A 23478-nucleotide genomic window follows, 5' to 3' on the forward strand; every position below is an offset into this window, starting at 1 on the left:
CTGCCCGCGCCACAAAAATAGCTTGCCCGGCGCTGTACCGATTGGTACAGTCAGGATTCCCGTTCTCCTGACAAGGCATCCATCATGGCAAACCTGGTCCCTCCCTTTACCCCTGACACCGCCGCCGCTAAAGTCCGTATGGCGGAGGACGGCTGGAACAGCCGCGACCCGCAGCGCGTATCGCAGGTGTATACCCTTGATACGCAATGGCGCAATCGCGCGGAAATCGTCACCGGCCGCGACGAGGTGGTGGCGTTCCTGACGCGTAAATGGGCTAAAGAACTGGATTATCGGCTGATTAAGGAACTGTGGGCGTTTACCGGCGCGCGCATTGCGGTGCGTTTTGCCTATGAATGGCATGACGACAGCGGCAACTGGTTTCGCTCCTATGGCAACGAAAACTGGGAGTTCGATGCCGCGGGGTTAATGGCCCGCCGTTTTGCCTGTATCAACGATCTGCCCATCGCCGACGGCGACCGCAAGTTTCACTGGCCGCTGGGACGGCGCCCGGATGATCACCCCGGTCTGTCCGACTTTGGCCTCTAGATGACCGACCACAACGCGGATAGCGCGGCGCTGGTAGCGCAAATAGCCGACGTTTTCCGTGAATGCGGCTTCGAGGGCGCGTCCCTGAGCCGTATCACCGAACGCACCGGCCTGGGCAAAGGCAGCCTGTACCACTTTTTTCCCGGCGGCAAAGACGCCATGGCGGCGGCGGTGCTCACCCAGGTCGAGGCGTGGTTTCACCGCCACATTTTCCAGCCGCTGGCGCGGGATAACGCGCCGGACGCGCTTGACGGCATGTGGCGGGCGGTGGATGCGTATTTCCTGTCCGGACAGCGCATCTGCCTGATGGGGGCCTTTGCCCTGGACGGCACGCGCGATCGATTTGGCCATGCTATCGGCGTGTATTTCCACCACTGGATAAGCGCGCTGCAACAGGCGTTGCAACGGGCCGGCGTCGCAGTTCCGGCGGCGGGCGAACTGGCCGAGGACACCGTCGCCGGTATCCAGGGCGCGTTAACGCTGGCGCGAGCCATGAATGACACCGATCTGTTTATCCGCGGCACGCGGCGGCTGCGGGCACGGCTTATGCTCGCCATACCCTTTCACCATCCTTGATGCCGTCTTGCGTGCCGGCACGGCGGATCGGACCTGTCCGCCGCGCGGCATGGCCGCCTGCGGGCGGTTATTTTCCGTCCCGGGCGGCGAACATGGCGCGGGCCGCTGCTGCAACCACGGGTTGACGCGTCGCCACAGTGGCGGCGATACGCGCCGCCACCGGTTCCCGCACCGATCCGGGGGCGGTTTCCGGCCGGCCGGCGTTAAACGGCGGCGCCGGCGCGTATTCCAGTCCCAGCTGGATAGCCTCGGCGGTCGCCTGGTCGAAGACCTGGTTAATCACCGCCAGCGCAAAATCCATGCCCGCGGTTACGCCGCCGCCGGTGATGATATTACCGTCCTGCACCACGCGGCCCGCGTCGGGTATGGCGCCGAACAGCGTTAACAGATCACGCCAGGCCCAGTGGCAGGCGGCGCGTTTACCCACCAGCAGCCCCGCAGCGCCCAGGATCAGCGACCCGGTACACACCGAGGTGATATAGCGGGCGCCGCCGGCCAGCCGGCGGATATCGGCCATAAACACCGGGTCCGCTATCATCTCGGTACTGCCAGCGCCGCCCGGCACGCAGAGGATATCGCACCGCGCGATAGCCGCCAGATCGGCCAGGCCGGAAAATACCAGGCCGTCGGCGCTTACCGGCCGGCCGGCCGTCGAGGCGGCAATCACCCGGGTATCCGGCAGACGGGAAAAGAACTGGTGCGGGCCGGTGAAATCCAGCTGGGTAACGCCGGGGTAAAGCGGCATGACGATAATCAAGGACTGCTGCATCATTCTTTCCTCATGACGGTAACCTGTTATCAATAGGCCTGGCGCGGGACGACTACCGCCTTAAAACTCAATTTCGCCGGCCGGGCGTACGCTGACGCTATGCGGCCCGGCGTTAAATCCGTCCAGCAGGGCATTATGATGGGCGATGATCTGTGCAAAGCCGAGGGTGCCGCTGTCCGCGGTGGTATGGCCGTCGCCGGCCAGGACCACGTCATACCCCAGGGAAACCGCGCGGCGTACGGTGGTATCGACGCAAAACTGCGTCATGCATCCCCCCGCCACCAGGCGCGTGACGCCCAGGCGCTGCAAACAATCGGCCAGATCGGTGGCATAAAAGGAATCGCAGCTGCGCTTATGCACCACGATATCCCCGGGCGCAGGCCCCAGGTCCGCACGGATGCGCCACCCTTCCCCGCCCCGCGCCAGCCGGTGATCGCCGTCGCCGTCGTGCTGCACCAGGATAACCGGCGCCCCGGCGGCGCGCGCCCGCAGCTGCAATGCCGCCAGCCGCTGCGCCACCTCGCCTAACCGCCGATCGAGCAGCGGCTGGCGAGCCGCATCGGCCAGCCCGTGGAGAATATGGTTTTGCATATCAATAATCAGTAATGCCGTGGTCATATTACCCTCTTATGCTGCAAGTTCAGGCGCCGCGCACGACGGGGAAATGCGCCAACCCGCCGGACGACGGGATAGGCATGGCGCGAGCGGGCTATTTAATCTGGCGAAAAACAATGCCATTATGCCATATCGATCTCACCGGCACCGTGGCGACTAGAAGGACATCTATGCTGAAAATTCTGGGCAAGTCAACTTCCATTAACGTGCGCAAGGTCTTATGGACCTGCGTGGAACTGGGTATCGATTTTGAACGGGAAGACTGGGGGAGCGGATTTAAAGATCCCCATGACCCGGCTTTTCTGGCGTTAAATCCCAATGCCATGGTGCCGGTCATCCTGGACGGGGATTTTGTGTTGTGGGAGTCCAATACCATTATCCGCTATCTGGCCCGGGCCTACCGGGGCGAGGCGTTATATCCGGCGCCGCCGAAAAGCCGGGCGCGGGTGGATCAGTGGATCGACTGGCAGGCCGCCGAACTCAACCCGTCCTGGAGCTACGCCTTCACCGCCCTGGTAAAACGCTTCGCCACGCATAACGACGCGCAGCGCATTGCCGGGTCGATCGCCGCCTGGTCGGGGACGATGACCATCCTCGACCGGCAGTTGGCCGCCACCGGCGCTTACGTGGCGGGAGACGCCTTTACGCTGGCGGATATTCCCATCGGCCTGTCGGTGAACCGCTGGTTCTCCACCCCCATCACCCATCCGGAACTGCCCGCCGTCAACGCTTATTATGAACGGCTCAGCCAGCGTCCGGGCTATCTGGCCCATGGCCGCAACGGGATGCCGTAAGCGGCGCGCGCTGAAATATAAAGTGCTTACGGCAGTTTCAGCGCCGTTTGATCCACATAGGGTTTCATCAGCCCGTCCGCCTCCTGCTGGGCATCGCGCGCCGCGTCGTCCACCTTGCGCGATTTGTCGGTCACCAGCGATGCCAGCTGGTTTTCGATGGCCTGGCGCACCGCCACGGTCTCATAGGTGGCATACCAGGGATACGCGTATTGCAGCTGCTGCAACGCCACCGCCGCGCGCGGGTCCTGGGCCAGGTACGCTTTCATTTCCGGCGTGTCGTAGGCCGCCATGCGCGGGGCGAAATAACCGGTAAAACGGCTCCAGGCGCCGTTGACCTCCGGGCTGACCAGGTAGGTCATAAACCGGTAGGCCGCCTCTTTCTGCGCTTCACTGATACCTTTGAAACTGACCAGGCTGGCACCGCCGATAATTACCGCCTGCCGCTCCTTGGCCGGCAGCATCGCGACCTCCAGGGTGAAATCGCGGCTGTTTTCCCGCATATACCCCAGCGCCCCGGTGCTGAGCAGCGCCATGCCCAGCTTGCCGGAGAAAAACGCGGCGCCTATCTGTTTGGAATTCAATACTCCCGCCGGCATCACCTCATCGCGATACACCAGGTTCTGCCAGAACTGCAACGCCCCGCGCGTGCTGGCGCTGTTGTAATACACTTCGCCCGGATAGGCGGCATTATTAAAATTACCGCCGTTGGCGTGGGTCAGCGCCGAGAGCATCCAGCCGCCGTAATCATCGTTGGTGGAAGGGATCATGATGCCCCACTGCCCGGTATTTTTATCGGTCAGCTTTTTGGCATCCGCCACCAGTTCCGCCCAGTCGCGCGGCGGATGGCTGATGCCCGCCCTGGCAAACATGTCCTTGTTGTAATACAGAATCGGCGTGGAGTTGTGGAAGGGAATGGCGTAAGTCTGGCCCATCACCTGGGCGTTTTGTTGTACCGCCGGGAAGAAGTTTTTTTGCAGGAAGTCGGTGGCCGACTGCTTTTGCGGCGCAAATTTAAACAATTCGTCCATCGGCAGGATTTCATTTTTCAGCGCCAGATCGACGGTAAAATTGGCCGACATAATCACCAGCGCCGGCGGCGAACCGGCCTTGGCCGCCGATTCGGCCTTCATTTTGGTGGTGTCGTAGTTGCCGGTAAAAATACCGCGTACCTCCACCTGATCCTGCGACTGATTGTATTCCCTGATGACGCGGGTCATCTCGGTGGTCAGCTTGCCGTCCACCGGCGCCGGGAACATAAAATCAATGGTGTCTTTCGCCAGCGCTCCATGGCTTAACGCCATGCCGGTCAGCATCACTAGCCAGCCATATCTTTTCATTTACTGCTCCTGTAATAAATTGCGTTGGCTCGACACCGCGAACAGATAGCTGTCGCGGGACGAAAAAGAGAGGGTCAGGTCCTGGCCTACGGCGGCAACCGCGCCGCGGTTTTCCCGACGGTACTGCACCCGCCCCGCCGGGGTATCCAGCGTGATAAGGTATTCCGCGCCGTGCAGTTCGCGCCGCAGCACCCGGCCCCGCAGCGCCGCACCCGGTTCCTGCGGGTGTTCCGTCAAATGCTCCGGCCGGATACCGAAAAACACTGCGTCTTCACCATAGTCCGGCAGCCGGGCAATCGATTGCCCCATCAGCCAGACCTGCTGGTCATGCACAGGAAGGCGCAGGATGTTCATCGCCGGCGTACCGATAAAGCCGGCCACGAACATATTGGCCGGCTGCCGGTAGAGCGCCTCGGGCGTGCCCGTCTGCTGCAGTCGCCCGTCGTTGAGCACCGCGATCCGGTCGGCCATGGTCATGGCCTCGATCTGGTCGTGGGTCACATAGACGGTGCTGGTTTTCAGGGTATGGTGCAGCGCCATGATGCCGTCGCGCACTTCGCCGCGCAGCTTGGCGTCAAGATTGGACAACGGCTCGTCCATCAGGAACAGCGCCGGCTCGCGCACGATGGCCCGGGCCATGGCCACTCGCTGGCGCTGGCCGCCCGACAGCTGCGCCGGCTTGCGATCCAGCAACGCCTGCAGTTGCAGCAGCCCGGCGACCTTCTCGACCCGCTGCGGGAACTGCGCCTTCGGCTCGCCGCGCATTTTCATGCCGAACAGAATATTGTCCCGGACGGTCAGATGGGGAAACAGGGCGTAATTCTGGAAGATCAGCGAAAAGTTACGCTCCCGGGGCGGACGCGCGCTGATATCCACGCCATCCAGCAGAATCTGCCCGCTGGTGGCGCTATCCAGCCCGGCCAGCAGGCGCAGCAGCGTGCTTTTGCCGCAGCCGGACGGTCCCACCAGCACCAGAAACTCCCCGTCCCTGATCTCCAGATCGATATCCCGCAGAACATCGGTCCCGCCAAATTTTTTTCCTAAGCCTTGGACGACAATGGCCGACATCAGAAACCCTCGCCCGGACAACTGATGCGCGAGTCGTAGAGCCAGGGACCGGCGTAATTGGCCAGGGAATGGTAGCTGGTCACCAGGCCGACGCCCGGCACCAGGTTATGCATCATCATGGCTCCCGGCTCCAGGCTGTAAAGCGGACGCGGATCGGTATGCATATAGGGCACCTGGTGCACGGTGGCGGGCGCGGAACAAATCAGCGCCTGGCGAAATTGGGTGGCGATCATCCGGTGGACATGGCCGCAGAATACCCGGGTCAGCTGCGGAAACCGTTCTATCAGGGCCAGCAGCGCCTCGCCGTTGCGGCAGGCGATGGGATCCATCTGCGCCGAGCCGAACGCCACCGGCGGGTGGTGCATAAACACATAGCTTTCCTTATCGTCGCGGGAAAGCCTCTTTTCCAGCCAGTCGAGGGTAAAATCGCTCAGGTGCCCCCAGGACGCCCCGGCCACCGATGTATCGATAAACAGCAGACGCACCGGGAACTCATCGACTTCATAGGCCATATTGTCCGGATCGTGGCCCAGCCGCGGGCACAGTTCGCTGAAGGCGTCCAGAAACAAGGCCTTATTGTCATGGTTGCCGGGGATCAGATACAGCGGATAGTCAAGCTGGCCGAGGATATGGCGCGCCAGGCGATATTCAGCGGGTTCGCCGCAGTTGACCATATCGCCGGTAATGATGACCGCGTCGGGACGTTCCGCGAGGGCGTTGACCCGGTTGATGATTTCCGCGTTCATGGCGTTAACATCGATAAAATCATACAGCCGGGCGCCCCGGCTGCGGAAATGCATGTCGGACAATTGGGCGAGATACATCGCTATCCCCTTATTTAATACCGGAAAAACCAAAACCACTGAGAAAGTGCTTTTGGCATAAGATAAACGCCACCATCAGCGGCAGGCAGACCATCAGCGAACCGGCGCTGATCATGCCCCACTGCCCGCCGGATTCCGCCCCCATGGCAAAAGACGCCAGCCCCACGGTAAGCACCTGCTTATCGGGATCGTTAAGCACCATCAGCGGCCAGAGAAATTCGTTCCAATGATAGGTAATGGTCACGGCGGCAAACGCCATCAGCGCGGGACGGGTCATGGGCAGCAGCACATACAGCACCACCTGCCACCAGCGGCTGCCTTCCATCAGGGCCGCATCCTCCAGTTCGCGCGGAATATTCAGAAAGGCCTGGCGCATCAGGAAGACGCCGAAGGCCGACGCGAAGTACGGCATCATGGCGCCGGTCAGGGTGTTGAGCAGGCCAAGCTGGTGCAGGGTCATCATATTGGGCACCATCAGCATCACCGGCATGATCATCAGCTGGATCAACAGCAGGTAAAACAGCAGGGTTTTACCGCGGAATTCATGGTAGGCGAACACATATCCGGCGGTGGTGATGGTGACCAGCTGTACCAGGAAGGTCCCCAGCGCGAAAATCAGCGTATTGGCATACAGCCGCAGCCAGTCGGCGCTGTCCCAGGCCCCGGCAAGCGTGGCCAGCGTCAGCGGCCGGCGCGGCACCAGCGAGGCCATCGCGGATGAAAAACTGTCCGGGCTGATGGCGGCGGAAAACATCCACAGCAGGGGCGACAGCCACAGGAAAGCGGCGCACGCCAGCAGCAGGGATAAGGTTCGCAGCGGAAACGACGGGTTAGCGCTCATAGTGCACCCCTTTTTCCAGGGTGCGCAGATTCAGGATGGAAATCACAAACAGCGCCACCACGGTAAAAAAGGTAGCGGCCGAGGCTTTGCCGAAATCATGGCTGTTGTTGGCCAGATCCTGGATGTAATACAACAGCACCGAGCTGGCGTGATTGGGTCCGCCCTGGGTCATGATGGCCACATGATCGATTTGGGTAATGGAATACACCAGCGCGATAATGATGACAAAGTTAAGCGTCGGCCTGAGCAGCGGCAGCTGGATGTACCAGAATATCTGGCGTTCCGACGCCCCTTCCATCAGCGCCGCCTCGCGCGGCGACGCGGGCAGGCCTTGCAGAGCGGCCAGGAAAAACAGCATATAATAGCCGGCAAATTTCCAGATGCCGACCAGCGCCAGGGCAAACAGCGCGCTATTGCCCATGCCGAGGTAATTAATGCCCATGGGGCCGGCAACCTTAGCCAGGTAATAGTCCAGCAGGCCCAGGTTGGGAATAAAGATAAAGGTCCAAAGCGTAGCGGCGCTGACCAGCGGGATAATGGTGGGGAAAAAAAACGCCGCGCGCAGCAGCCGGTTGAACCGGGTATTGCGCGCCAGCCAGACCGCCAGCGACAGCGCCAGGATCACGCTGGGCACCACCGTCACCAGGATATAGAGCAGATTATTGCCGACCGAGAGCCAGAACACCCGGTCCTGGAACAGGCGGACAAAATTATCCAGGCCGACAAAGGGCGGGTTATCGGTGGCAAGCCGCGAGTCATACAGGCTATCCACCAGCGAGCGCAACAGGGGAAAATAGGTGAAGCCGGCTAAAAATATCAGGGTGGGCGCGAGCAGCAAATAGGGAAACAGGCGTTTTAACATAAATAGACTTCTGCACAGCTTCAGCAAGTGGCCCCTATGCTAAGGACCATGCTTGACAGTTTTAAGACAATGAGATGACGGAATCAAGATCCCCGGCCGCGGAAGCTACCGCGCTACGATGCCGGGGCGGCGCCGCAGGCGCCAGGCGATGGACGCAAGACTATCCCAGCAGGCCGGCGCCGACGTTTATCGACAGGCCGAGGATGGCGAGGTTGAAGATAAAAGAGATGACCGATTGCAGCAGCGCCGCCTTGCGCGCCTCGGTGGTGCCGGTGGCGATATCCGCGGTCTGCGAGGCGACGGCGATGGTGAACGAGAAATAGAGAAAATCCCAGTACAGCGGTTTTGCCGGGTCTTTGGGAAACAGCAACGGCACTTCAGCAACATCCCGATCGCGGTAGAACAGATGGGCATAGTGCATGGCAAACGCCGTGGGCAGCAGCGCCCAGGAGACCACCAGCGTCACGCCGGTCAGGATCAAATGCCAGGCTTTCACCGAACCCGAAAGCTGTTTCACCGTGCTCAGCTCCAGCAGAATCACCAGTACGCTGACCATACAGGTCAAGGTCACCAACGCCAGCACCGTGCTGGCGCTTTCGTCCTGGCGCAAGGCGATGGCGTGCATATCCTCCGGCCCGGCGCGCATCATCTCCCACCACAGGAATACTAAATACAGCCAGGCGAGGGCGTTCCAGCTGATCATCAGGCGCAGCAGCGTGGAAAACTGCGCGGGCAGGCACCAGTAGCAGATCACGCCGGCGGCGATGGCGATCAGCAGCCGGGGCCGCGCGGTAAAATAGTGCTTAACGGGATGGAGAAAACGCATGTGTCTGGCCGGACCTTAGTAAACGTGGCGATAACCGGCTGGCCCGCGGCAAGGGCCCCGGGCACCCGGCACGGCGGGGATGAGCGTAAAATAGAGCCTGCCGGTGAAAAAGACAAGGAACCGCCGGTAATATAGTTCCTTTAACGCCGGATAGGGCCGTGCGAAGGAGGGTGCGGCCGACGTCATGCCGTTAGCGTCCCGGGCGCGGGCCTGATTAACGTCCCGTGTCCGGATAGAAATCGGTCCGGCGCGGGATAGCCTAGCGCGGCGGGCCTGGCGCCGCCAAACGGACCCGCGCGCCATGCCGGCGGCAAAGCCGGTTTAACCCCGATTAACACCCTGTATAACCATAGCAACACGTTGGCTTGTTGAAGGGAAAAAATGCATATGGCGGCGGTTGCCCGGCGGTGGCGGCATGGTTACGCGCGGCGGCTCCCGGCTTGCGTCTGGCGGCCAATCACCCGGGCGATGTCCGCGGAGGTTTTTAAAACCCTGATGTCGCCAAACAGGGTGACGGCCTCGTCATACTCCTGACGCAGGAAACCCAGCCATTGCTTGATGCGCGCCACATGGTACAGGCCGGTGTCGCCCTGCTTTTCCTGGCGCACATATTTTTGCAGCAGATCAACCACGTCCGGCCACGGCATCCTGGGTTCACGATATTTTATTACCCGGCTCAGGTTCGGCAGGCTTAGCGCGCCGCGACCCAACATCACCGCGTCGCAGCCGGTTACCGCCAGGCAGTCGCTGGCGCTTTTCCCGTCGCGGATTTCACCGTTGGCGATCACCGGGATGGTTAAACGCCGGCGGATTGCCGCAATCGCCGGCCAGTCGATGCATTCCGCTTTGTAACCGTCCTCTTTGGTCCGGCCGTGGACCACCAGTTCAGTGGCGCCCGCCTGCTGGACCGCGTCGGCAATTTCCATGCTGCGGTGCGGGGTATCCCACCCCAGGCGGATTTTTACCGTCACCGGCAGGTGGGCCGGTACGGCGGCGCGCATGGCCTTGGCGCCCCGGTAGATAAGCTCGGGATCTTTCAGCAGCGAGGCCCCGCCGCCGCTGCCGTTTACGGTCTTGGAGGGACAGCCGCAGTTGAGATCCACGCCCAGCGAGCCGAGCTGCACCGCGCGCCAGGCGTTTTCCGCCAGCCATTCGGGATATTGACCCAATAGCTGAACCCGCACCGGGGTACCGTCGGGCGTCCGGCTGGCATGATGCAGTTCCGGACAGAGGCGATAAAAGGATTTGACCGGCAGCAGGCTGTCCACCACCCGCAAAAATTCGGTGATGCAGAGATCGTAATCGTTAACCTCGCAAAGCAGTTCCCGCACCAGCGAATCGAGAACGCCTTCCATCGGTGCCAATAATACGCGCATAAAGTACCCGGCCGGAAAGAAGCGCCATAGTAGGTGATGAGGGGTGGCAAAATCAACGCTTTTACCGCCCTGCCCGGCGGCAAATGGCGCCTATAAAAAAACCGCCGCGCTTGCGCGGGCGGTCTGCTGATCGGGTGTCAGGGGTAAATACGGGGCGGATACCGCCGGTCGCATGACCGGATGCCCAACGCGGGTAAGCGGCGCCAGCATCCGCCTGCAACCCTGGGTCAAACCAGGGCTTCAGGCCAGGGGGCGCGGCTTATTTCTTGCCGCGGCTGTCGCGTGCGCCTGAACCCGCGTAAGCGGAGGAACCGCCGGCCGGGCGGCGCGGCGCGGCGCCACGTCCCGGCTGCGAGGCGCCTTCGCCTGTACGGCGGCGCTGGGGCGGACGACCCTCGCGGGCTCCGCCTTCGCGCGCGCTGTTGCCGCTGTCGCGGGCGCCGCCGCCGTTACTGGACGACGGGCCACCGCGGGAAGCGCCGCCACGGGACGGTCCGCCGGAACGGCTGCCGCGGCCGGTTTGCAGCGGCTCGGCCTTAATGGTCGGATCCGGCTCATAGCCGGGCACCGCGATGCGCTGGATCGGTTTTTTCAGCAGGCGTTCGATATCGCGCAGCAGGCCGAGTTCATCAACGCAGACCAGCGACAGCGCCTCGCCGGTGGCGGCGGCGCGGCCGGTACGGCCGATGCGGTGCACATAGTCTTCGGCAATCAGCGGCAGCTCATAGTTGACGACATGGGGCAGCAGATCGATATCCAGGCCGCGCGCGGCGATATCGGTGGCCACCAGCACGCGCACCTGGCCGGCTTTGAAATCGGCCAGGGCGCGGGTACGTGCGCCCTGGCTTTTATTGCCATGGATCGCCGCCGAAGTGATGCCGTCTTTATTCAGCGCTTCCGCCAGTTTATTGGCGCCATGCTTGGTCTTGGTAAATACCAGCACCTGACGCCAGTCGTGCTTGCCAATCATATAAGACAGCAGCTCGTGTTTGCGCTTTTTGTCCACCAGGTGGACACGCTGTTCAATCTGGTCGGCGGTGATATTGTCGCGTGCGACGGCAACCGCGGCCGGATTGCTGAGCAGGGTATTGGCCAGCACCTTGATGTCATCGGAGAAAGTGGCCGAAAACATCAGGCTCTGTTTTTTCGCCGGCAGCAGTTTCATGACGCGGCGAATATCGTGGATAAAGCCCATGTCCAGCATACGGTCGGCTTCGTCCAGCACCAGAATTTCCACGCTGGACAGATCGACGGCACGCTGCTGCGCCAGATCCAGCAGACGGCCGGGGGTGGCGACCAGCACATCGACGCCGCCGCGCAGCTTCATCATCTGCGGGTTAATGCTCACGCCGCCGAAGACCACCAGCGAACGGATGGAAAGATGGGCGCTGTATTCAACGACATTTTCGCCAATCTGCGCGGCCAGCTCGCGAGTCGGGGTCAGGATCAACGCCCGTACCGGACGGCGACCTTTCACCGCCGGGCTCTGCTGGGTCAGCAGTTGCAGAATAGGCAGGGTAAACGCGGCGGTTTTACCGGTGCCGGTCTGTGCGCTGGCCATGATATCGCGGCCTTGCAGCACAAACGGGATAGCCTGGGATTGTACCGGAGTCGGCTTGTCATAGCCCTTCTCGGATAACGCACGCAAAATCTCGGCACTTAGGCCAAGTGATTCAAATGACATAATAATGAAAAACTCCAGATCCGCCCCGACGTCGCCTGTCCAGTCTGCGCTCAGGGGGATAATCAGATGGGAGGCAAAGCCTTACCATGGTGAACGGACAAAAACTATTGAACGGATTGTAGCAAAATTACCGGCAAAATGGGATGGGTATCAGGTAAATAACTGTAATCTACCCCGCCCAGCCGGCGTCCCGCATGGCTTTTGTTGCTGAAAAACCAGAGAAAAATGCTCTAAACATTAATGGGCATTAATAAACTTATCCAGGAATTGTTTGGTTCGCTCGTGCTCGGGATGGGTAAAAATCGCCTTGGCCGGCCCCTGTTCGGTGATAACGCCGTGGTCCATGAATATCGCCCGGTCGGCCACATCGCGGGCAAAGCTCATTTCATGGGTAACGATAATCATGGTGCGTTTTTCTTCCGCCAGCGCGCGGATGGTGTTCAGCACTTCGCCCACCAGTTCGGGATCCAGCGCCGAGGTGGGTTCGTCAAACAGGATCACCTCGGGGCGCATGGCCAGCGCGCGCGCAATGGCCACCCGCTGCTGCTGGCCGCCGGAGAGGCGCTTGGGATAAGCGTCTTCCTTGCCGCTCAGACCCACCTTGGCCAGCAGTTCCCGGGCGCGTTCGATAGCCTCGGCGCGCGGCTCGCCCTTGACGACCACCGGTCCTTCGATAATGTTCTCCAGCACCGTACGGTGGGGAAACAGATTAAAGCTTTGGAAGACAAAGCCCACCTGCTGGCGCAAGGCGCGGATTTGGCGTTTTTGCGCGCTGAGCGGCCTGGCGCCGTCAATGACGATCGACCCGACCTGGATGGTGCCGCTGTCCGGCTCCTCGAGTAAATTGATGCTGCGCAGCAGGGTGGTCTTGCCGGAGCCGCTGGGGCCGACAATGGCCAGCACGTCGCCGGTATTCACTGACAGGTCGATGCCGTTCAGCACCCGTTGGCCGTTAAAGGTCTTGACCAGCTGCTTGACTTCAATAGTACTCATTACGACTCCCGATCGTATCAGCGCGTGTCACTATCCCCGCGGGGCGACTGTTTAAAACCCAGGGCGCAGATTATCATGAGCGCGCGCCGGCCGCATCAGGCAAACGCCGCCGCGGGCGCGGCAACGGCATTTATACGCCGGGATGATAGGCAAACAGCGCCGGCGCGCCGCCGGTATGGATAAATATCACCGGCTCCGGGCCGATGCGTTTTTGGTCGATGGCGTCGATAAGCCCGGCCATGGCTTTGCCGGTATAGACCGGGTCGAGCAACATCCCTTCCAGCCTGGCCAGCAGCTTGACGGCCGCCAGCCCTTCATCGTTCGGCGCCCCGTATCCGGGCGCGAAATAGTCATCCCAAAGATGGATGGGCGCCAGCGGCGCGGTGAATTCCAGCGCGTCGGCCAATTGCCGCTGCAAGGCGGCCACTTTCGGACGCTGCTGCGCGTCGGTCCTGGAAACCGTTACGCCGATAAGCCGGGTTTCCGGCATCAGCGCCTGCAGGCCCAGCGCCAGTCCGGCATGGGTGCCGCCGCTGCCCGAGGCGGTGACGACATAACCGGGGGCGAGCTGGCCGGCGCACTGATGGGCTATTTCCAGCGCGCAGCCGACATAGCCGAGCGCGCCCAGTACATTGGAGCCGCCCACCGGCACCACATAGGGGCGGAACCCTTGCGCTTCCAGGCGTTCGGCGGTATCGGCCAGTTGCCGATCCGGTTCGTCCAGGGCGTCGCACATTATCACCTCGACGTCGAACAGATCCAGCAGCAGGCGGTTGCCGTTGGTAAGATAATTTTCCGCCTGGGTGCCGATCGGGTTCTCCAGCAGCGCGACGCAGTGCAGGCCGAGCTTAGCCGCCACCGCCGCCGTTTGCCGTACGTGGTTGGATTGAATGGCCCCGGCGGTCAACAGCGTATCGGCCCCCTGGCGCAGGGCGTCGGCGGCGAGAAATTCCAGCTTGCGCAGTTTATTGCCGCCCATGGCCAGGGGCGTCACGTCATCGCGCTTGATGTAGATTTCCTGTCCCAGGTGCTCGGATAAGCGCGGGAGGAATTCAAGGGGGGTGGGCGGACCGATGAGATCGAGGCGGTGAAAGTTGGCAAGCTGCAGGGATAGATCCATTTTCGGCTTCCTTTAACAGGATCGTTTTTAAGTCGGTGGCGGCGGGCATGCCGTGCCATGGGGTGCTCTCCCTTTAACACGTCTGCTTTAAGCGCGGTGCTGGCGGGCATACCGCGCCATGGGGCGCTCGGTCGGGCGGGAAAACCACGCCCGATTCGACCCCATTGGCACGCTCTCCCTTAACACGTCTGCTTTAAGCGCGGCGTTGGCGGGCATGCCGTGCCATGGGGCGCTCGGTCGGGCGGGAAAACCACGCCCGATTCAACCCCATTGGCATGTTCTCCCTTTAACATGCCTTATGCAGCATCGGTGATCCGTGCCTGGCGCGCCATGGGGCGCCCGGTCGGCCAGTCTTACCGGCGGTTGCCAAAAATACGCAGCAGCATCAGGAACAGGTTGATGAAATCCAGATACAGGGTCAGCGCGCCGACAATGGAATATTTACGGTACTGATCCTTGTCTTCGATGGAAAGCTGGGCGCCCATGTTTTTCAGCTTCTGGGTGTCGTAGGCGGTCAAACCGACAAACACCAGCACGCCGATATAGGTCACCGCCCACATCAGCGCGGTGCTCTTCAGCCAGATATTGACCACCGACGCCAGCACGATGCCGATCAGCGCCATAAACAGCATGCTGCCGAAACCGCTTAAATCACGCTTAGTGGTGTAACCATAGATAGACATCACGCCGAACATGCCCCCCGCCACCACAAAGGTGCCGGCGATGGACGAGGCGGTATAAACGATAAAGATACTCGCCAGCGTCAGCCCGGTCAGGGCGGAGTAGAGCATAAACAGCCCGGTGGCCACCGTGCCGCTGAGGCGGTTGACCATGCCGGAGATCACGAACACCAGCGCCAGCTGGGCGATAATCAGGCCAAAGAAGGTGATCTGGCTGGAAAACACCAGGTTCAGCACCGCCGGCGTGCGGGCGGCGTACCAGGAAACAAAGGCGGTTAATAATAATCCGCACGTCATCCAGCCATAAACCTGGGCCATAAAAGGCTGGATGCCGGCATCAGCGCGTTCAACTATCGAACCTTGGGAACGGGGAAATCGGTCCATGACTGTCACCTTTAACGTAAACGGAAAACACAGGCCGCGAAGGCGACCCACCTGAAAACAGCATACCACAAAAACCGGGGGCCGAATCAAAGGCCCGGCGCAAAATCACCGGTGCGAGGTTCTCTTCAGGAGGCCTGCCACCGGTCAGCGGCCTGGCGATCGCTGTCGCGCGCATCCACCCAGCGGCTGCCCTGGTCGGTGGTTTCACGTTTCCAGAACGGCGCGCGGGTTTTCAGGTAATCCATGATAAATTCGGCGGCGGCGAACGCCGCCCCGCGATGGGCGCCGCTGACGCCGACCAGCACGATCTGCTCGCCGGTGGCCAGCGCGCCGACCCGGTGGATGACCGTGACGCGCCGCAGCGCAAAGCGTTGCCGGGCCTCCGCCACGATTTCCGCCAAGGCCTTTTCAGTCATACCGGGGTAGTGTTCGAGGGTCAGGGTGCTGACCTCGTCGCCCAGGTTGCGGTTGCGTACCTTGCCGGTAAAGGTCACCACCGCGCCGTCGTCAGCGCAGTCCGCCAGCCAGGCGTACTCCCGCGCCATATCAAAGGACTGCGGGCCGACGCTGATACGGGTGTCTGTCATCTCATCCATAGCGGCTCAGCCCCCGGTCACTGGCGGGAAGAACGCCACTTCATCGCCACTGGCCAGCGGATGCTCACGCGGGACCAGCGCCTGGTTTACCGCCGTCAGCAATTGGTCGGCGTCCAGGGCCTGCGCCCAACGGTCGCCGCGCGCCATAAGCGACAGGCGCAGCGCCTCAACGCTTCCGTAGTCATCATCAAGCCGCAGGCTGTCGACCCCCACCCGCTCCCGCACCTGGGCGAAAAACAGCACGGTTATCATAATGCCTCCGCCGTGAAAACGCCGGATTTGCCGCCGCTTTTCGCCAGCAGCCTGACCGGCCCGATAACCATATCCTTCTGCGCCGCTTTGCACATATCGTAAATAGTCAGCGCCGCCACCGAGGCGGCGGTCAATGCTTCCATCTCCACGCCGGTCTTGCCGGTCAGGCGACAGAGGGTTTCGATGCGCACCCGGTGGCGGGCGGTTTCCGCCGTCAGGTGGACCTCGACCTTGCTGAGCGCCAGCGGATGGCAAAGCGGAATCAGTTCCCAGGTGCGTTTGGCGGCCTGGATGCCGGCGATACGCGCGGTGGCGAAGACATCGCCTTTATGATGCTGGCCATCGACGATCATGGCCAGCGTTTCCGCGGACATGGTGACAAACGCCTCGGCGCGGGCTTCGCGCAGCGTCTCGGCCTTGGCGGAGACATCCACCATGTGGGCTTCGCCGCTGGCGTTAATATGGGTAAATGATGACATACTCTTCCTTAACCGCCGATAAATGACAAATTGCGGGTACCGCCGGTATTGCCCTCATGCAGGAAATGGGTCTGCTTCTTCAGCCGCAGGCCGCCCGAAATACGATCTTTGAGCCTGTCTAGCCCCCGATCGTCCCCCAGCAGGTCGCGCAGCGGAATGCCGTCCTCGCCGAACAGGCAAAGATGGAGATCGCCGACGGCGGATACCCGCAGGCGGTTGCAGCTGGCGCAGAAATCCTTGGCATAAGGCATGATAAGGCCGATCTCGCCCTCGTAATCCGGATGGCGGAACACCAGCGCCGGGCCGTCGCTGCGTCCGCGCGGCTGAAGTTCCCAGCCCATCGGCTCCAGCCGCCGGCGAATTGTGTCGCCGGACACATGGCGGGTGCGGAACAACTCGCCGCCGTCGCCGGTTTCCATCAGTTCAATAAACCGTAATTGGATGGGCCGGGTTTTTATCCAGGCGAGAAAACTGTCAAGATGGATATCGTTGACGTTGCGCATCAGCACGGTATTGACCTTGACCTTACTGAAGCCGGCGGCAAAGGCGGCATCGATGCCGGCCATCACCTGGCGGAACTTGTCCTGGCCGGTGATAAGCCTGAACTGGCGCGGGTCCAGGCTGTCGACGCTAACGTTCAGCGCCGTCAGTCCGGCGTCGCGCCAGCCGGCGATATCGCGCTCGAGCCGATAGCCATTAGTGGTAACCGCCAGGGTATGGATTTGCGGATGGGAACGCACGGCGGCGATGATATCGCGGAAATCTCGCCGCAGCGACGGCTCGCCGCCGGTCAGGCGCACTTTTTCCGTGCCCAGTTCGGCGAAGGCCTGGGTGACGCGCCGGATTTCATCCAGCGACAGGAAACTTTTATTGGTATTGCCGTTGGGACGGTAGCCGTCGGGCAAACAATAGGTACAACGAAAGTTGCAGACGTCCGTGACGGACAGGCGCAAATAGTAAAACTTGCGCGCAAACGCATCGATAAGTTCTGGCACCGTTAAACACCTTTCCAAATACGGGAGATGCGGACATTTCTATCCTGCACCCTGGTGGCTGTCGCCACGGCCTGAACGCCATATCGCTCGCAGGAGCCACTTAGGCGTAAAGGCTAGGAGTTGGCCTTCCCGACGCCGTCATCAGCGCGGTAAAACCTGGTTGAAAATTATTCTAGCCCTAATTGTTACTGGACGCTATGGCCGCAAGGAGAAATTTCGCTATATAAACAAATATATAGCGTTGAAATCATTCGCCTTTCTCCCCGTCATGACCCTGGCAATATCATGATAGTGCGAGCCGCAACCCGTATCTGGCGCCGGCATTTCGCTTTTGCCGCGCCATCGGCTATGGTTAGCATAACAAGAACCCCGCCCGGCGCCGGCGCGCTTACCACCGGCCATGGCGTGCGGCGTACCTGGCCTGCGGGCGCCGGGGTTTTATCACGTGGTTGCAAGGAGAGGTATGCGTAATCGCACCCTGGCGGATCTCGATCGGGTGGTGGCACTGGGCGGCGGACATGGCCTCGGCAGGGTGATGTCCGCCCTTTCCCCGCTGGGGTCGCGCCTGACCGGCATTGTCACCACCACCGACAATGGCGGTTCCACCGGGCGGATACGCCAGTCAGAGGGCGGCATCGCCTGGGGCGACACCCGCAATTGCCTCAATCAATTGATTTCAGAACCCAGCATCGCGGCGGCGATGTTTGAATACCGTTTTAACGGCCAGGGTGAACTGGCCGGCCATAACCTTGGCAACCTGATGCTGAAAGCGCTGGATAACCTGAGCGTGCGCCCGCTGGAAGCCATCAACCTGATCCGCAATATGCTCAAGGTGGACGCCCTGCTAATCCCCATGTCGGAGCAGGCGGTGGACCTGCTGGCGATCACCGGCGCGGGGGAAACCATCCATGGCGAAATGGCGGTGGACAGGCTGGCCGAACTCCCCGCCAGCCTGCGGCTTACCCCGCAGGTCAGCGCTACCCGCGAGGCGTTGCAGGCTATTGCGGCGGCGGATCTTATCCTGATAGGTCCGGGCAGCTTTCTGACCAGCCTGATGCCGCTGCTGCTGCTGCCCGATTTAGCCCAGGCGCTGCGCCGGACCCAGGCGCCCATGGTCTTTATCGATAACCTGGGGCGGGAACTGAGCCTGGCCGCGGCGAACATGAGCCTGCAGCAGAAACTGGTCATGATGGAGCAGGCCATCGGCCGGCAACCAATAATCGCCGCCCTGGTCACGGGCCCGTCCGCCGATACCGGCGGCATCCGCGATCGTCTCCTGATCCGCCAGCCCCTGGCCGCCGCGGACGTGCCCCATCATCACGACCGTCTTCTGCTGCGCGCGGCGCTGGACCACGCCCTGCAGACGCTGGGCTGAGCCGGCGCGGCCGATCAGGATATGGCGATAAAATGCTCGCGCAGCGCGTGGATTTCGTCGCGCACGCTGGCCGCTTCCTCGAACTCCAGATTTTGCGCGTGCGCCTGCATTTTTGCTTCCAGCTCGGTGATTTTTTTGTCCAGCGCCTTGGGCGTCATGTCGCCGTAATGGGCCGCCGCTTCCATTGCCTTGCGTTTTTTCTGCTTGGCGTGGGCCGGCGACTGGCCCAACTCCATAATATCCGCCACCGATTTATTGAGCGCCTGGGGAATAATGCCGTGTTCCTGGTTATAGGCGTGCTGCTTGACGCGCCTGCGCTCGGTTTCATCAATGGCGCGGGCCATGGACGGGGTAATTTTATCGCCGTACAGGATCGCTTTGCCGTTAAGGTTGCGCGCGGCGCGGCCAATGGTCTGGATAAGCGAGCGCTCAGAGCGCAGGAATCCCTCTTTGTCGGCGTCCAGGATGGCCACCAGGGAGACTTCCGGCATATCGAGCCCTTCGCGCAGCAGGTTGATGCCCACCAGCACGTCAAATTCGCCCAGGCGTAAGTCGCGGATAATCTCGACGCGCTCCACGGTTTCGATATCCGAATGCAGATAACGCACGCGCTCGCCGTGCTCCTCAAGATATTCGGTTAAATCTTCCGCCATGCGTTTCGTCAGGGTGGTGACCAGTACCCGCTCGTTGATCAAGACCCGTTTACGGATCTCGGAGAGCAGATCGTCCACCTGGGTGGTGACAGGGCGCACTTCGATCAGCGGATCGAGCAGGCCGGTCGGCCGCACCAGCTGATCGACCACGTCGCCCCCGCACATTTCCAGTTCATATTTGCCCGGCGTCGCCGAGACATAAATGGTCTGGGGCGCCAGCGCGGCGAATTCCTCAAATTTCATCGGCCGGTTATCCAGGGCGGAGGGCAGCCGAAAGCCATACTCCACCAGGGTTTCCTTACGGGCGCGGTCGCCGCGGTACATGCCGCCGATTTGCGGTATCGTGACATGGGATTCATCAACGATCAAAAGCCCGTCGGCGGGCAGGTAATCGAACAGCGTGGGCGGCGGCTCGCCCGGCCCGCGTCCGGAAAGAAAGCGTGAGTAGTTTTCAATCCCGGAGCAATAACCCAGCTCGTTCATCATTTCCAAATCAAACTGCGTGCGCTGCGACAGGCGCTGCTCTTCTAGCAGCTTATTATTTTCCAGCAGGTTCTTGCGGCGATCCGCCAGTTCGACCTTGATATCTTCCATCGCCTGCAGCAAGCGTTCGCGCGGCGTGACATAGTGGGTCTTCGGATAGATGGTGTAGCGCGGAACCACCTGATCCACCTGGCCGGTCAGCGGATCAAACAGCGACAGGCGCTCGACTTCGTCGTCAAACAGCTCCACCCGCAGCGCTACTTCATCGGATTCCGCCGGGAAGATATCGATGACTTCGCCGCGCACGCGGAACGTGCCGCGCTGAAACGCCTGATCGTTGCGGGTGTATTGCAGTTCCGACAAACGGCGCAGGATAGAGCGCTGATCGATAATCATGCCGCGCGTCAGATGCAGCATCATCTTGAGATAGGCGTCCGGATCGCCGAGGCCGTAGATGGCGGAAACCGACGCCACCACAATCACATCGCGCCGCTCCAGCAGGGCCTTGGTGGCGGATAAGCGCATCTGCTCGATATGCTCGTTCACCGAGGCGTCTTTCTCGATAAAGGTATCCGAACTGGGCACGTAGGCTTCCGGCTGGTAATAGTCGTAATAGGAAACAAAGTATTCCACCGCGTTATCCGGGAAAAACGCCTTCATTTCCCCATACAGCTGGGCGGCCAGCGTCTTGTTGGGCGCCAGCACCATGGTGGGCCGGTTCAGATCGGCAATCACATTGGCCACGGTAAAGGTTTTGCCTGAACCGGTTACCCCCAGCAGCGTTTGATGGGCCAGGCCGTCCAGCAAGCCTTCCTCCAGACGACGTATCGCCTCCGGCTGATCGCCGGACGGCTTGAAACTTGACTGCAGTTTAAACGCTTTACTCATATCTCGTGGGCTACCTGCTGAGGAACATGTTTGAGTATGGAAACAGAGCGGCGATTTTACCAGCGCGATAGCACTGGATACAAAACCAGTATTATAATACGCTATCCGCTCAAGGGTGCAAGAGTATTGACCCATCGGCCGGTACGGTTCGATCCGACAGGATCGTACCAGGGGTGATTTTATTACAAATCGTTATGAAATTAATAAAGAGGCACCTAATGATGCAATTTGACACATCGGTGATGCGCCTCCTATAAATTCGCTTGATTTTAATTAAGCGTTTGTATTTATAACATTTAAAAAAAACGTGGAGAATACAGGCAAATCTCCACGAGGCCGCGCCCGCTCTCGTCTAGCCGGGCTTTTCTAAACCTAATGCACACGGTTATCCACAGGAATAGTGGATAAGTCTTACCGCCCCGCTGGCGGCGTGAGTTCCGCAATGCCGACATTGATGACAGGCAAATGACAAATGAGGCTTTTTTTAGCTATTTTTCATCTGCAATAAGACTTTTCTTATGCCAAAAAGGACTAATGCCTGCCAGCAAATGCGTCAATGTCTTTAGCCAAAAATAGCCGCTAACGCACCGGTATAGTGCTTGTTTAGCCGCGGATTATTGAATTGCACCATGGAAAACTTTCCCGGCACCGTGAGCGGGCAAAAGGCCGTGGTTGCAACGGGCCCTACCCGGATTCGCTGTGCCGGCGTACCCTCGCCCCGCCCCGATGCTCCCCCCTCCCCCTCTCGTGCGCGGCTGCGCCAAGATTGGCCTGATAGTTGCTTGCTAAATTTGGCAAGAGCTAAAGCCTGGCGGATAGCCGTGAGTCGCAAGCGACAGGATACCGTCCATCATGAATGTGAAATAACAGTGAAAAGAGGGAGGAAGGATTCTTATGTTACGTTTGCACGCGGTGAATCAGTTTTTTGGGTCAAAGCAGATCTTGCGGGACATCAGCATGGAACTGCCCGCCGGCCACTGTACCTATGTCTTGGGACGCAACGGCGTCGGCAAGACCACTTTAATCAACTGTATCATGGGTCATCTGCCGGTCTCAAGCGGCACCGTAACCTGGCAACAGGCCGGAGAGGCGGAACTGAACTTACTTCAGCATCCGGTGGAGCGGCGCGCGGCGCTGGGGATCGGTTATGTGCCCCAGGGCCGCCAGGTCTTTTCGCAGCTGAGCGTGGATGAGAACCTGCGCGTCGCCCTCTTGGCGGGCCGCAATAAAACCCGCCAGGTTCCCCCGATGGTGTACGAATTGTTTCCGGGACTGCACAATATGCGCCATCAGCGCGCCGGGGATTTAACGGAAAGCGGGCAACAGCAGCTGGCCATTGCCCGCGCGCTGGTGCTGGAACCGGAACTGCTGATCCTGGATGAGCCTACCGGGGGTTTCCAGCCGTCGGTCGTGGAGGAGATAGGCGTTAATATCCGGCGGCTGCAGCGCGATTTCGGCCTGACGCTGCTGGTGGTGGAACAGCAGTTGCCCTTTACGCCGGCCATCGGCGATCGGTTTTGTTTACTGGAAGGCGGATGTAACGTCGCACAGGGTACGCTGGATCAGCTGGATGAAAGCCTTATCCAGACCTATCTTGCCGTATAAAAGATCAATGACGAATATAAGACGCCGGTTTATGCCTCATTTCACAGCAAGCTATCATGCGGTTTTTTCCCACGGCCGGGACATTCAGCGCCATTAACGTCCCGGCGGTGCTTGTCATCTCCTGCCTTCCCCATTCCCGTCCGTACCGCTAACGTCCCCCTGCGCGCCGTGCCGCGCCAGCAATGGCCCAAGATCGATATAGTCCGCAAGCGCAGCCGTGCCCGGATCCGCCAGCCAGGGTATTTCACCCAACAGCGGCGCATCAAGCCGCTGGCACAGCGTCGCCAGGTAGTCGGCCCGCCGGTGCGGCGCTGGCGAGAGATCGTTGGCGATCCACCCCGCCAGGGGCAGTCCGCACTGGCGTATCGCCAGCGCCGTCAACAGCGCATGGTTAATGCATCCGAGCTTCAGCCCGACCACCAGGATCACCGGCAGACGCTCGGCCGCCACCCATTGGTCAAAGGTCAGGGTGTCGCCAAGCGGGGTGTACCATCCCCCCGCGCCCTCGACAAACACCCACTGCGCCTGGCGCACCAGTCGGTCCAATCCCTGCGACATGACGGCCGGATCAAGGGTGCGGCCCTCATCCCTACAGGCAAGGTGGGGCGAGGTCGCCGCCAGCAGGGCCAGCGGATTGACCTGCGCATAGGGCAGGCTGATGCCGCTGTCGGCCAGCAACGCCAGCGCGTCGTCGTTGCGCGCGCCGTCGGCGGTCTGCCGGCAGCCGGCGGCTACCGGCTTATAGCCCGCGGCGCGCCATCCGGCCCGTTTCGCCGCCTGTAGCAAGGCGCAGGTAGCCAGGGTTTTACCGATATCGGTATCGGTGCCGGTAATAAAAAAACGTTTCGTCATGATAA

The 23478-nt window shown here is 60.9% G+C and carries 24 protein-coding genes and 1 riboswitch; of the genes, 5 read left to right on the forward strand and 19 right to left on the reverse strand.

The features are described 5' to 3' along the window. Positions 1–84: 84 nt before the first annotated feature. Positions 85–546, forward strand: a complete 462-nt coding sequence (locus tag ABUK12_RS09170) for a DUF1348 family protein (protein WP_410015984.1) — start codon at positions 85–87, stop codon at positions 544–546. Continuing rightward, positions 547–1122, forward strand: a complete 576-nt coding sequence (locus tag ABUK12_RS09175; protein WP_410015985.1) for a TetR/AcrR family transcriptional regulator — start codon at positions 547–549, stop codon at positions 1120–1122. Positions 1123–1189: 67 nt separating this feature from the next. On the opposite strand, the gene ABUK12_RS09180 is transcribed toward ABUK12_RS09175, so the two are convergent. Together ABUK12_RS09180 and ABUK12_RS09185 are read right to left on the reverse strand one after the other, a co-directional pair. Next, positions 1190–1891 (reverse strand): DJ-1/PfpI family protein, encoded by a 702-nt coding sequence (locus ABUK12_RS09180; RefSeq protein WP_410016596.1) that lies wholly within the window; start codon positions 1889–1891, stop codon positions 1190–1192. Positions 1892–1951: 60 nt separating this feature from the next. Beyond that, on the reverse strand, positions 1952–2509 hold the full coding sequence (locus tag ABUK12_RS09185; RefSeq protein WP_410015986.1) for an isochorismatase family protein: 558 nt from the start codon (positions 2507–2509) through the stop codon (positions 1952–1954). Positions 2510–2676: 167 nt separating this feature from the next. Here ABUK12_RS09185 and ABUK12_RS09190 point away from each other — a divergent pair, with 167 nt between their 5' ends. Beyond that, a complete protein-coding gene (locus tag ABUK12_RS09190; protein ID WP_410015987.1) occupies positions 2677–3300 on the forward strand; it encodes a glutathione S-transferase family protein in 624 nt (207 codons plus the stop codon). Between the two features lie 26 nt (positions 3301–3326). On the opposite strand, the gene ABUK12_RS09195 is transcribed toward ABUK12_RS09190, so the two are convergent. From ABUK12_RS09195 to moaA, 15 genes are all read right to left on the reverse strand, one after another. After that, on the reverse strand, positions 3327–4637 hold the full coding sequence (locus ABUK12_RS09195) for an ABC transporter substrate-binding protein (protein WP_410015988.1): 1311 nt from the start codon (positions 4635–4637) through the stop codon (positions 3327–3329). Continuing rightward, entirely contained in the window at positions 4638–5705 is a 1068-nt protein-coding gene (locus tag ABUK12_RS09200; RefSeq protein ID WP_410015989.1) for an ABC transporter ATP-binding protein, read from the reverse strand. Further along, a complete protein-coding gene (locus tag ABUK12_RS09205; RefSeq protein ID WP_410015990.1) occupies positions 5705–6529 on the reverse strand; it encodes a phosphodiesterase in 825 nt (274 codons plus the stop codon). The genes ABUK12_RS09200 and ABUK12_RS09205 overlap by 1 nt, the downstream gene beginning before the upstream one ends. 10 nt (positions 6530–6539) lie before the next feature. Continuing rightward, positions 6540–7370 (reverse strand): carbohydrate ABC transporter permease, encoded by an 831-nt coding sequence (locus ABUK12_RS09210; protein ID WP_410015991.1) that lies wholly within the window; start codon positions 7368–7370, stop codon positions 6540–6542. Beyond that, entirely contained in the window at positions 7360–8232 is an 873-nt protein-coding gene (locus ABUK12_RS09215; protein WP_410015992.1) for a carbohydrate ABC transporter permease, read from the reverse strand. Before ABUK12_RS09215 ends, ABUK12_RS09210 begins: the two co-directional genes overlap by 11 nt. A gap of 160 nt (positions 8233–8392) precedes the next feature. Next, entirely contained in the window at positions 8393–9058 is a 666-nt protein-coding gene (locus ABUK12_RS09220) for a DUF1345 domain-containing protein (protein WP_410015993.1), read from the reverse strand. A gap of 419 nt (positions 9059–9477) precedes the next feature. After that, positions 9478–10434, reverse strand: coding sequence for a tRNA dihydrouridine(16) synthase DusC (dusC, locus tag ABUK12_RS09225; RefSeq protein ID WP_410015994.1), 957 nt, complete (start codon positions 10432–10434; stop codon positions 9478–9480). 259 nt (positions 10435–10693) lie between these two features. Then, positions 10694–12118: an ATP-dependent RNA helicase RhlE gene (rhlE, locus tag ABUK12_RS09230; protein WP_410015995.1), complete on the reverse strand. Its 1425-nt coding sequence runs from the start codon at positions 12116–12118 to the stop codon at positions 10694–10696. 237 nt (positions 12119–12355) lie between these two features. Beyond that, a complete protein-coding gene (gene tcyN, locus ABUK12_RS09235; protein WP_410015996.1) occupies positions 12356–13111 on the reverse strand; it encodes an L-cystine ABC transporter ATP-binding protein TcyN in 756 nt (251 codons plus the stop codon). A gap of 130 nt (positions 13112–13241) precedes the next feature. Continuing rightward, entirely contained in the window at positions 13242–14231 is a 990-nt protein-coding gene (locus tag ABUK12_RS09240) for a D-cysteine desulfhydrase (RefSeq protein ID WP_410015997.1), read from the reverse strand. Positions 14232–14584: 353 nt separating this feature from the next. Further along, a complete protein-coding gene (locus ABUK12_RS09245; RefSeq protein WP_410015998.1) occupies positions 14585–15295 on the reverse strand; it encodes a Bax inhibitor-1 family protein in 711 nt (236 codons plus the stop codon). A 125-nt stretch (positions 15296–15420) separates the two neighbouring features. Next, positions 15421–15882: a molybdopterin synthase catalytic subunit MoaE gene (gene moaE / locus ABUK12_RS09250; protein WP_410016597.1), complete on the reverse strand. Its 462-nt coding sequence runs from the start codon at positions 15880–15882 to the stop codon at positions 15421–15423. A 15-nt stretch (positions 15883–15897) separates the two neighbouring features. Further along, a complete protein-coding gene (gene moaD, locus ABUK12_RS09255) occupies positions 15898–16143 on the reverse strand; it encodes a molybdopterin synthase sulfur carrier subunit (protein ID WP_410015999.1) in 246 nt (81 codons plus the stop codon). Then, positions 16140–16622 (reverse strand): cyclic pyranopterin monophosphate synthase MoaC, encoded by a 483-nt coding sequence (gene moaC / locus ABUK12_RS09260; protein ID WP_410016000.1) that lies wholly within the window; start codon positions 16620–16622, stop codon positions 16140–16142. Before moaC ends, moaD begins: the two co-directional genes overlap by 4 nt. A gap of 8 nt (positions 16623–16630) precedes the next feature. After that, positions 16631–17617: a GTP 3',8-cyclase MoaA gene (moaA, locus tag ABUK12_RS09265; protein WP_410016001.1), complete on the reverse strand. Its 987-nt coding sequence runs from the start codon at positions 17615–17617 to the stop codon at positions 16631–16633. Then, positions 17609–17749: riboswitch (molybdenum cofactor riboswitch) on the reverse strand. It overlaps the preceding gene by 9 nt. Positions 17750–18080: 331 nt before the next feature. Between moaA and yvcK the strand changes: the two genes are divergently transcribed. Further along, positions 18081–18992, forward strand: a complete 912-nt coding sequence (gene yvcK / locus ABUK12_RS09270; RefSeq protein WP_410016002.1) for a uridine diphosphate-N-acetylglucosamine-binding protein YvcK — start codon at positions 18081–18083, stop codon at positions 18990–18992. Between the two features lie 14 nt (positions 18993–19006). Here yvcK and uvrB read toward each other — a convergent pair whose 3' ends face one another. Continuing rightward, positions 19007–21016, reverse strand: coding sequence for an excinuclease ABC subunit UvrB (gene uvrB, locus ABUK12_RS09275; protein ID WP_410016003.1), 2010 nt, complete (start codon positions 21014–21016; stop codon positions 19007–19009). Positions 21017–21910: 894 nt separating this feature from the next. On the opposite strand from uvrB, the gene ABUK12_RS09280 reads away from it, so the two are divergent. Next, entirely contained in the window at positions 21911–22621 is a 711-nt protein-coding gene (locus ABUK12_RS09280; protein WP_410016004.1) for an ATP-binding cassette domain-containing protein, read from the forward strand. 114 nt (positions 22622–22735) lie between these two features. Here ABUK12_RS09280 and bioD read toward each other — a convergent pair whose 3' ends face one another. Beyond that, positions 22736–23473, reverse strand: coding sequence for a dethiobiotin synthase (gene bioD / locus ABUK12_RS09285; protein ID WP_410016005.1), 738 nt, complete (start codon positions 23471–23473; stop codon positions 22736–22738). Between the last annotated feature and the right edge of the window lie 5 nt (positions 23474–23478).

The sequence above is a fragment of the Sodalis sp. C49 genome (assembly GCF_046352915.1).
Taxonomy (GTDB): domain Bacteria; phylum Pseudomonadota; class Gammaproteobacteria; order Enterobacterales; family Enterobacteriaceae; genus Acerihabitans.

What these genes read in the sequence shown, in the direction of transcription:
- ABUK12_RS09245 (WP_410015998.1), bottom strand. Translation starts at nt 15,295, where the DNA reads ATGGACCGATTTCCCCGTTCCCAAGGTTCGATAGTTGAACGCGCTGAT.
- bioD (WP_410016005.1), bottom strand. Translation starts at nt 23,473, where the DNA reads ATGACGAAACGTTTTTTTATTACCGGCACCGATACCGATATCGGTAAA.
- ABUK12_RS09280 (WP_410016004.1), top strand. Translation starts at nt 21,911, where the DNA reads ATGTTACGTTTGCACGCGGTGAATCAGTTTTTTGGGTCAAAGCAGATC.
- ABUK12_RS09180 (WP_410016596.1), bottom strand. Translation starts at nt 1,891, where the DNA reads ATGCAGCAGTCCTTGATTATCGTCATGCCGCTTTACCCCGGCGTTACC.
- ABUK12_RS09240 (WP_410015997.1), bottom strand. Translation starts at nt 14,231, where the DNA reads ATGGATCTATCCCTGCAGCTTGCCAACTTTCACCGCCTCGATCTCATC.
- moaD (WP_410015999.1), bottom strand. Translation starts at nt 16,143, where the DNA reads ATGATAACCGTGCTGTTTTTCGCCCAGGTGCGGGAGCGGGTGGGGGTC.
- ABUK12_RS09170 (WP_410015984.1), top strand. Translation starts at nt 85, where the DNA reads ATGGCAAACCTGGTCCCTCCCTTTACCCCTGACACCGCCGCCGCTAAA.
- ABUK12_RS09195 (WP_410015988.1), bottom strand. Translation starts at nt 4,637, where the DNA reads ATGAAAAGATATGGCTGGCTAGTGATGCTGACCGGCATGGCGTTAAGC.
- dusC (WP_410015994.1), bottom strand. Translation starts at nt 10,434, where the DNA reads ATGCGCGTATTATTGGCACCGATGGAAGGCGTTCTCGATTCGCTGGTG.
- ABUK12_RS09185 (WP_410015986.1), bottom strand. Translation starts at nt 2,509, where the DNA reads ATGACCACGGCATTACTGATTATTGATATGCAAAACCATATTCTCCAC.
- rhlE (WP_410015995.1), bottom strand. Translation starts at nt 12,118, where the DNA reads ATGTCATTTGAATCACTTGGCCTAAGTGCCGAGATTTTGCGTGCGTTA.
- ABUK12_RS09190 (WP_410015987.1), top strand. Translation starts at nt 2,677, where the DNA reads ATGCTGAAAATTCTGGGCAAGTCAACTTCCATTAACGTGCGCAAGGTC.
- ABUK12_RS09175 (WP_410015985.1), top strand. Translation starts at nt 547, where the DNA reads ATGACCGACCACAACGCGGATAGCGCGGCGCTGGTAGCGCAAATAGCC.
- ABUK12_RS09215 (WP_410015992.1), bottom strand. Translation starts at nt 8,232, where the DNA reads ATGTTAAAACGCCTGTTTCCCTATTTGCTGCTCGCGCCCACCCTGATA.
- moaC (WP_410016000.1), bottom strand. Translation starts at nt 16,622, where the DNA reads ATGTCATCATTTACCCATATTAACGCCAGCGGCGAAGCCCACATGGTG.
- ABUK12_RS09200 (WP_410015989.1), bottom strand. Translation starts at nt 5,705, where the DNA reads ATGTCGGCCATTGTCGTCCAAGGCTTAGGAAAAAAATTTGGCGGGACC.
- uvrB (WP_410016003.1), bottom strand. Translation starts at nt 21,016, where the DNA reads ATGAGTAAAGCGTTTAAACTGCAGTCAAGTTTCAAGCCGTCCGGCGAT.
- moaE (WP_410016597.1), bottom strand. Translation starts at nt 15,882, where the DNA reads ATGACAGACACCCGTATCAGCGTCGGCCCGCAGTCCTTTGATATGGCG.
- ABUK12_RS09210 (WP_410015991.1), bottom strand. Translation starts at nt 7,370, where the DNA reads ATGAGCGCTAACCCGTCGTTTCCGCTGCGAACCTTATCCCTGCTGCTG.
- ABUK12_RS09220 (WP_410015993.1), bottom strand. Translation starts at nt 9,058, where the DNA reads ATGCGTTTTCTCCATCCCGTTAAGCACTATTTTACCGCGCGGCCCCGG.
- yvcK (WP_410016002.1), top strand. Translation starts at nt 18,081, where the DNA reads ATGCGTAATCGCACCCTGGCGGATCTCGATCGGGTGGTGGCACTGGGC.
- tcyN (WP_410015996.1), bottom strand. Translation starts at nt 13,111, where the DNA reads ATGAGTACTATTGAAGTCAAGCAGCTGGTCAAGACCTTTAACGGCCAA.
- ABUK12_RS09205 (WP_410015990.1), bottom strand. Translation starts at nt 6,529, where the DNA reads ATGTATCTCGCCCAATTGTCCGACATGCATTTCCGCAGCCGGGGCGCC.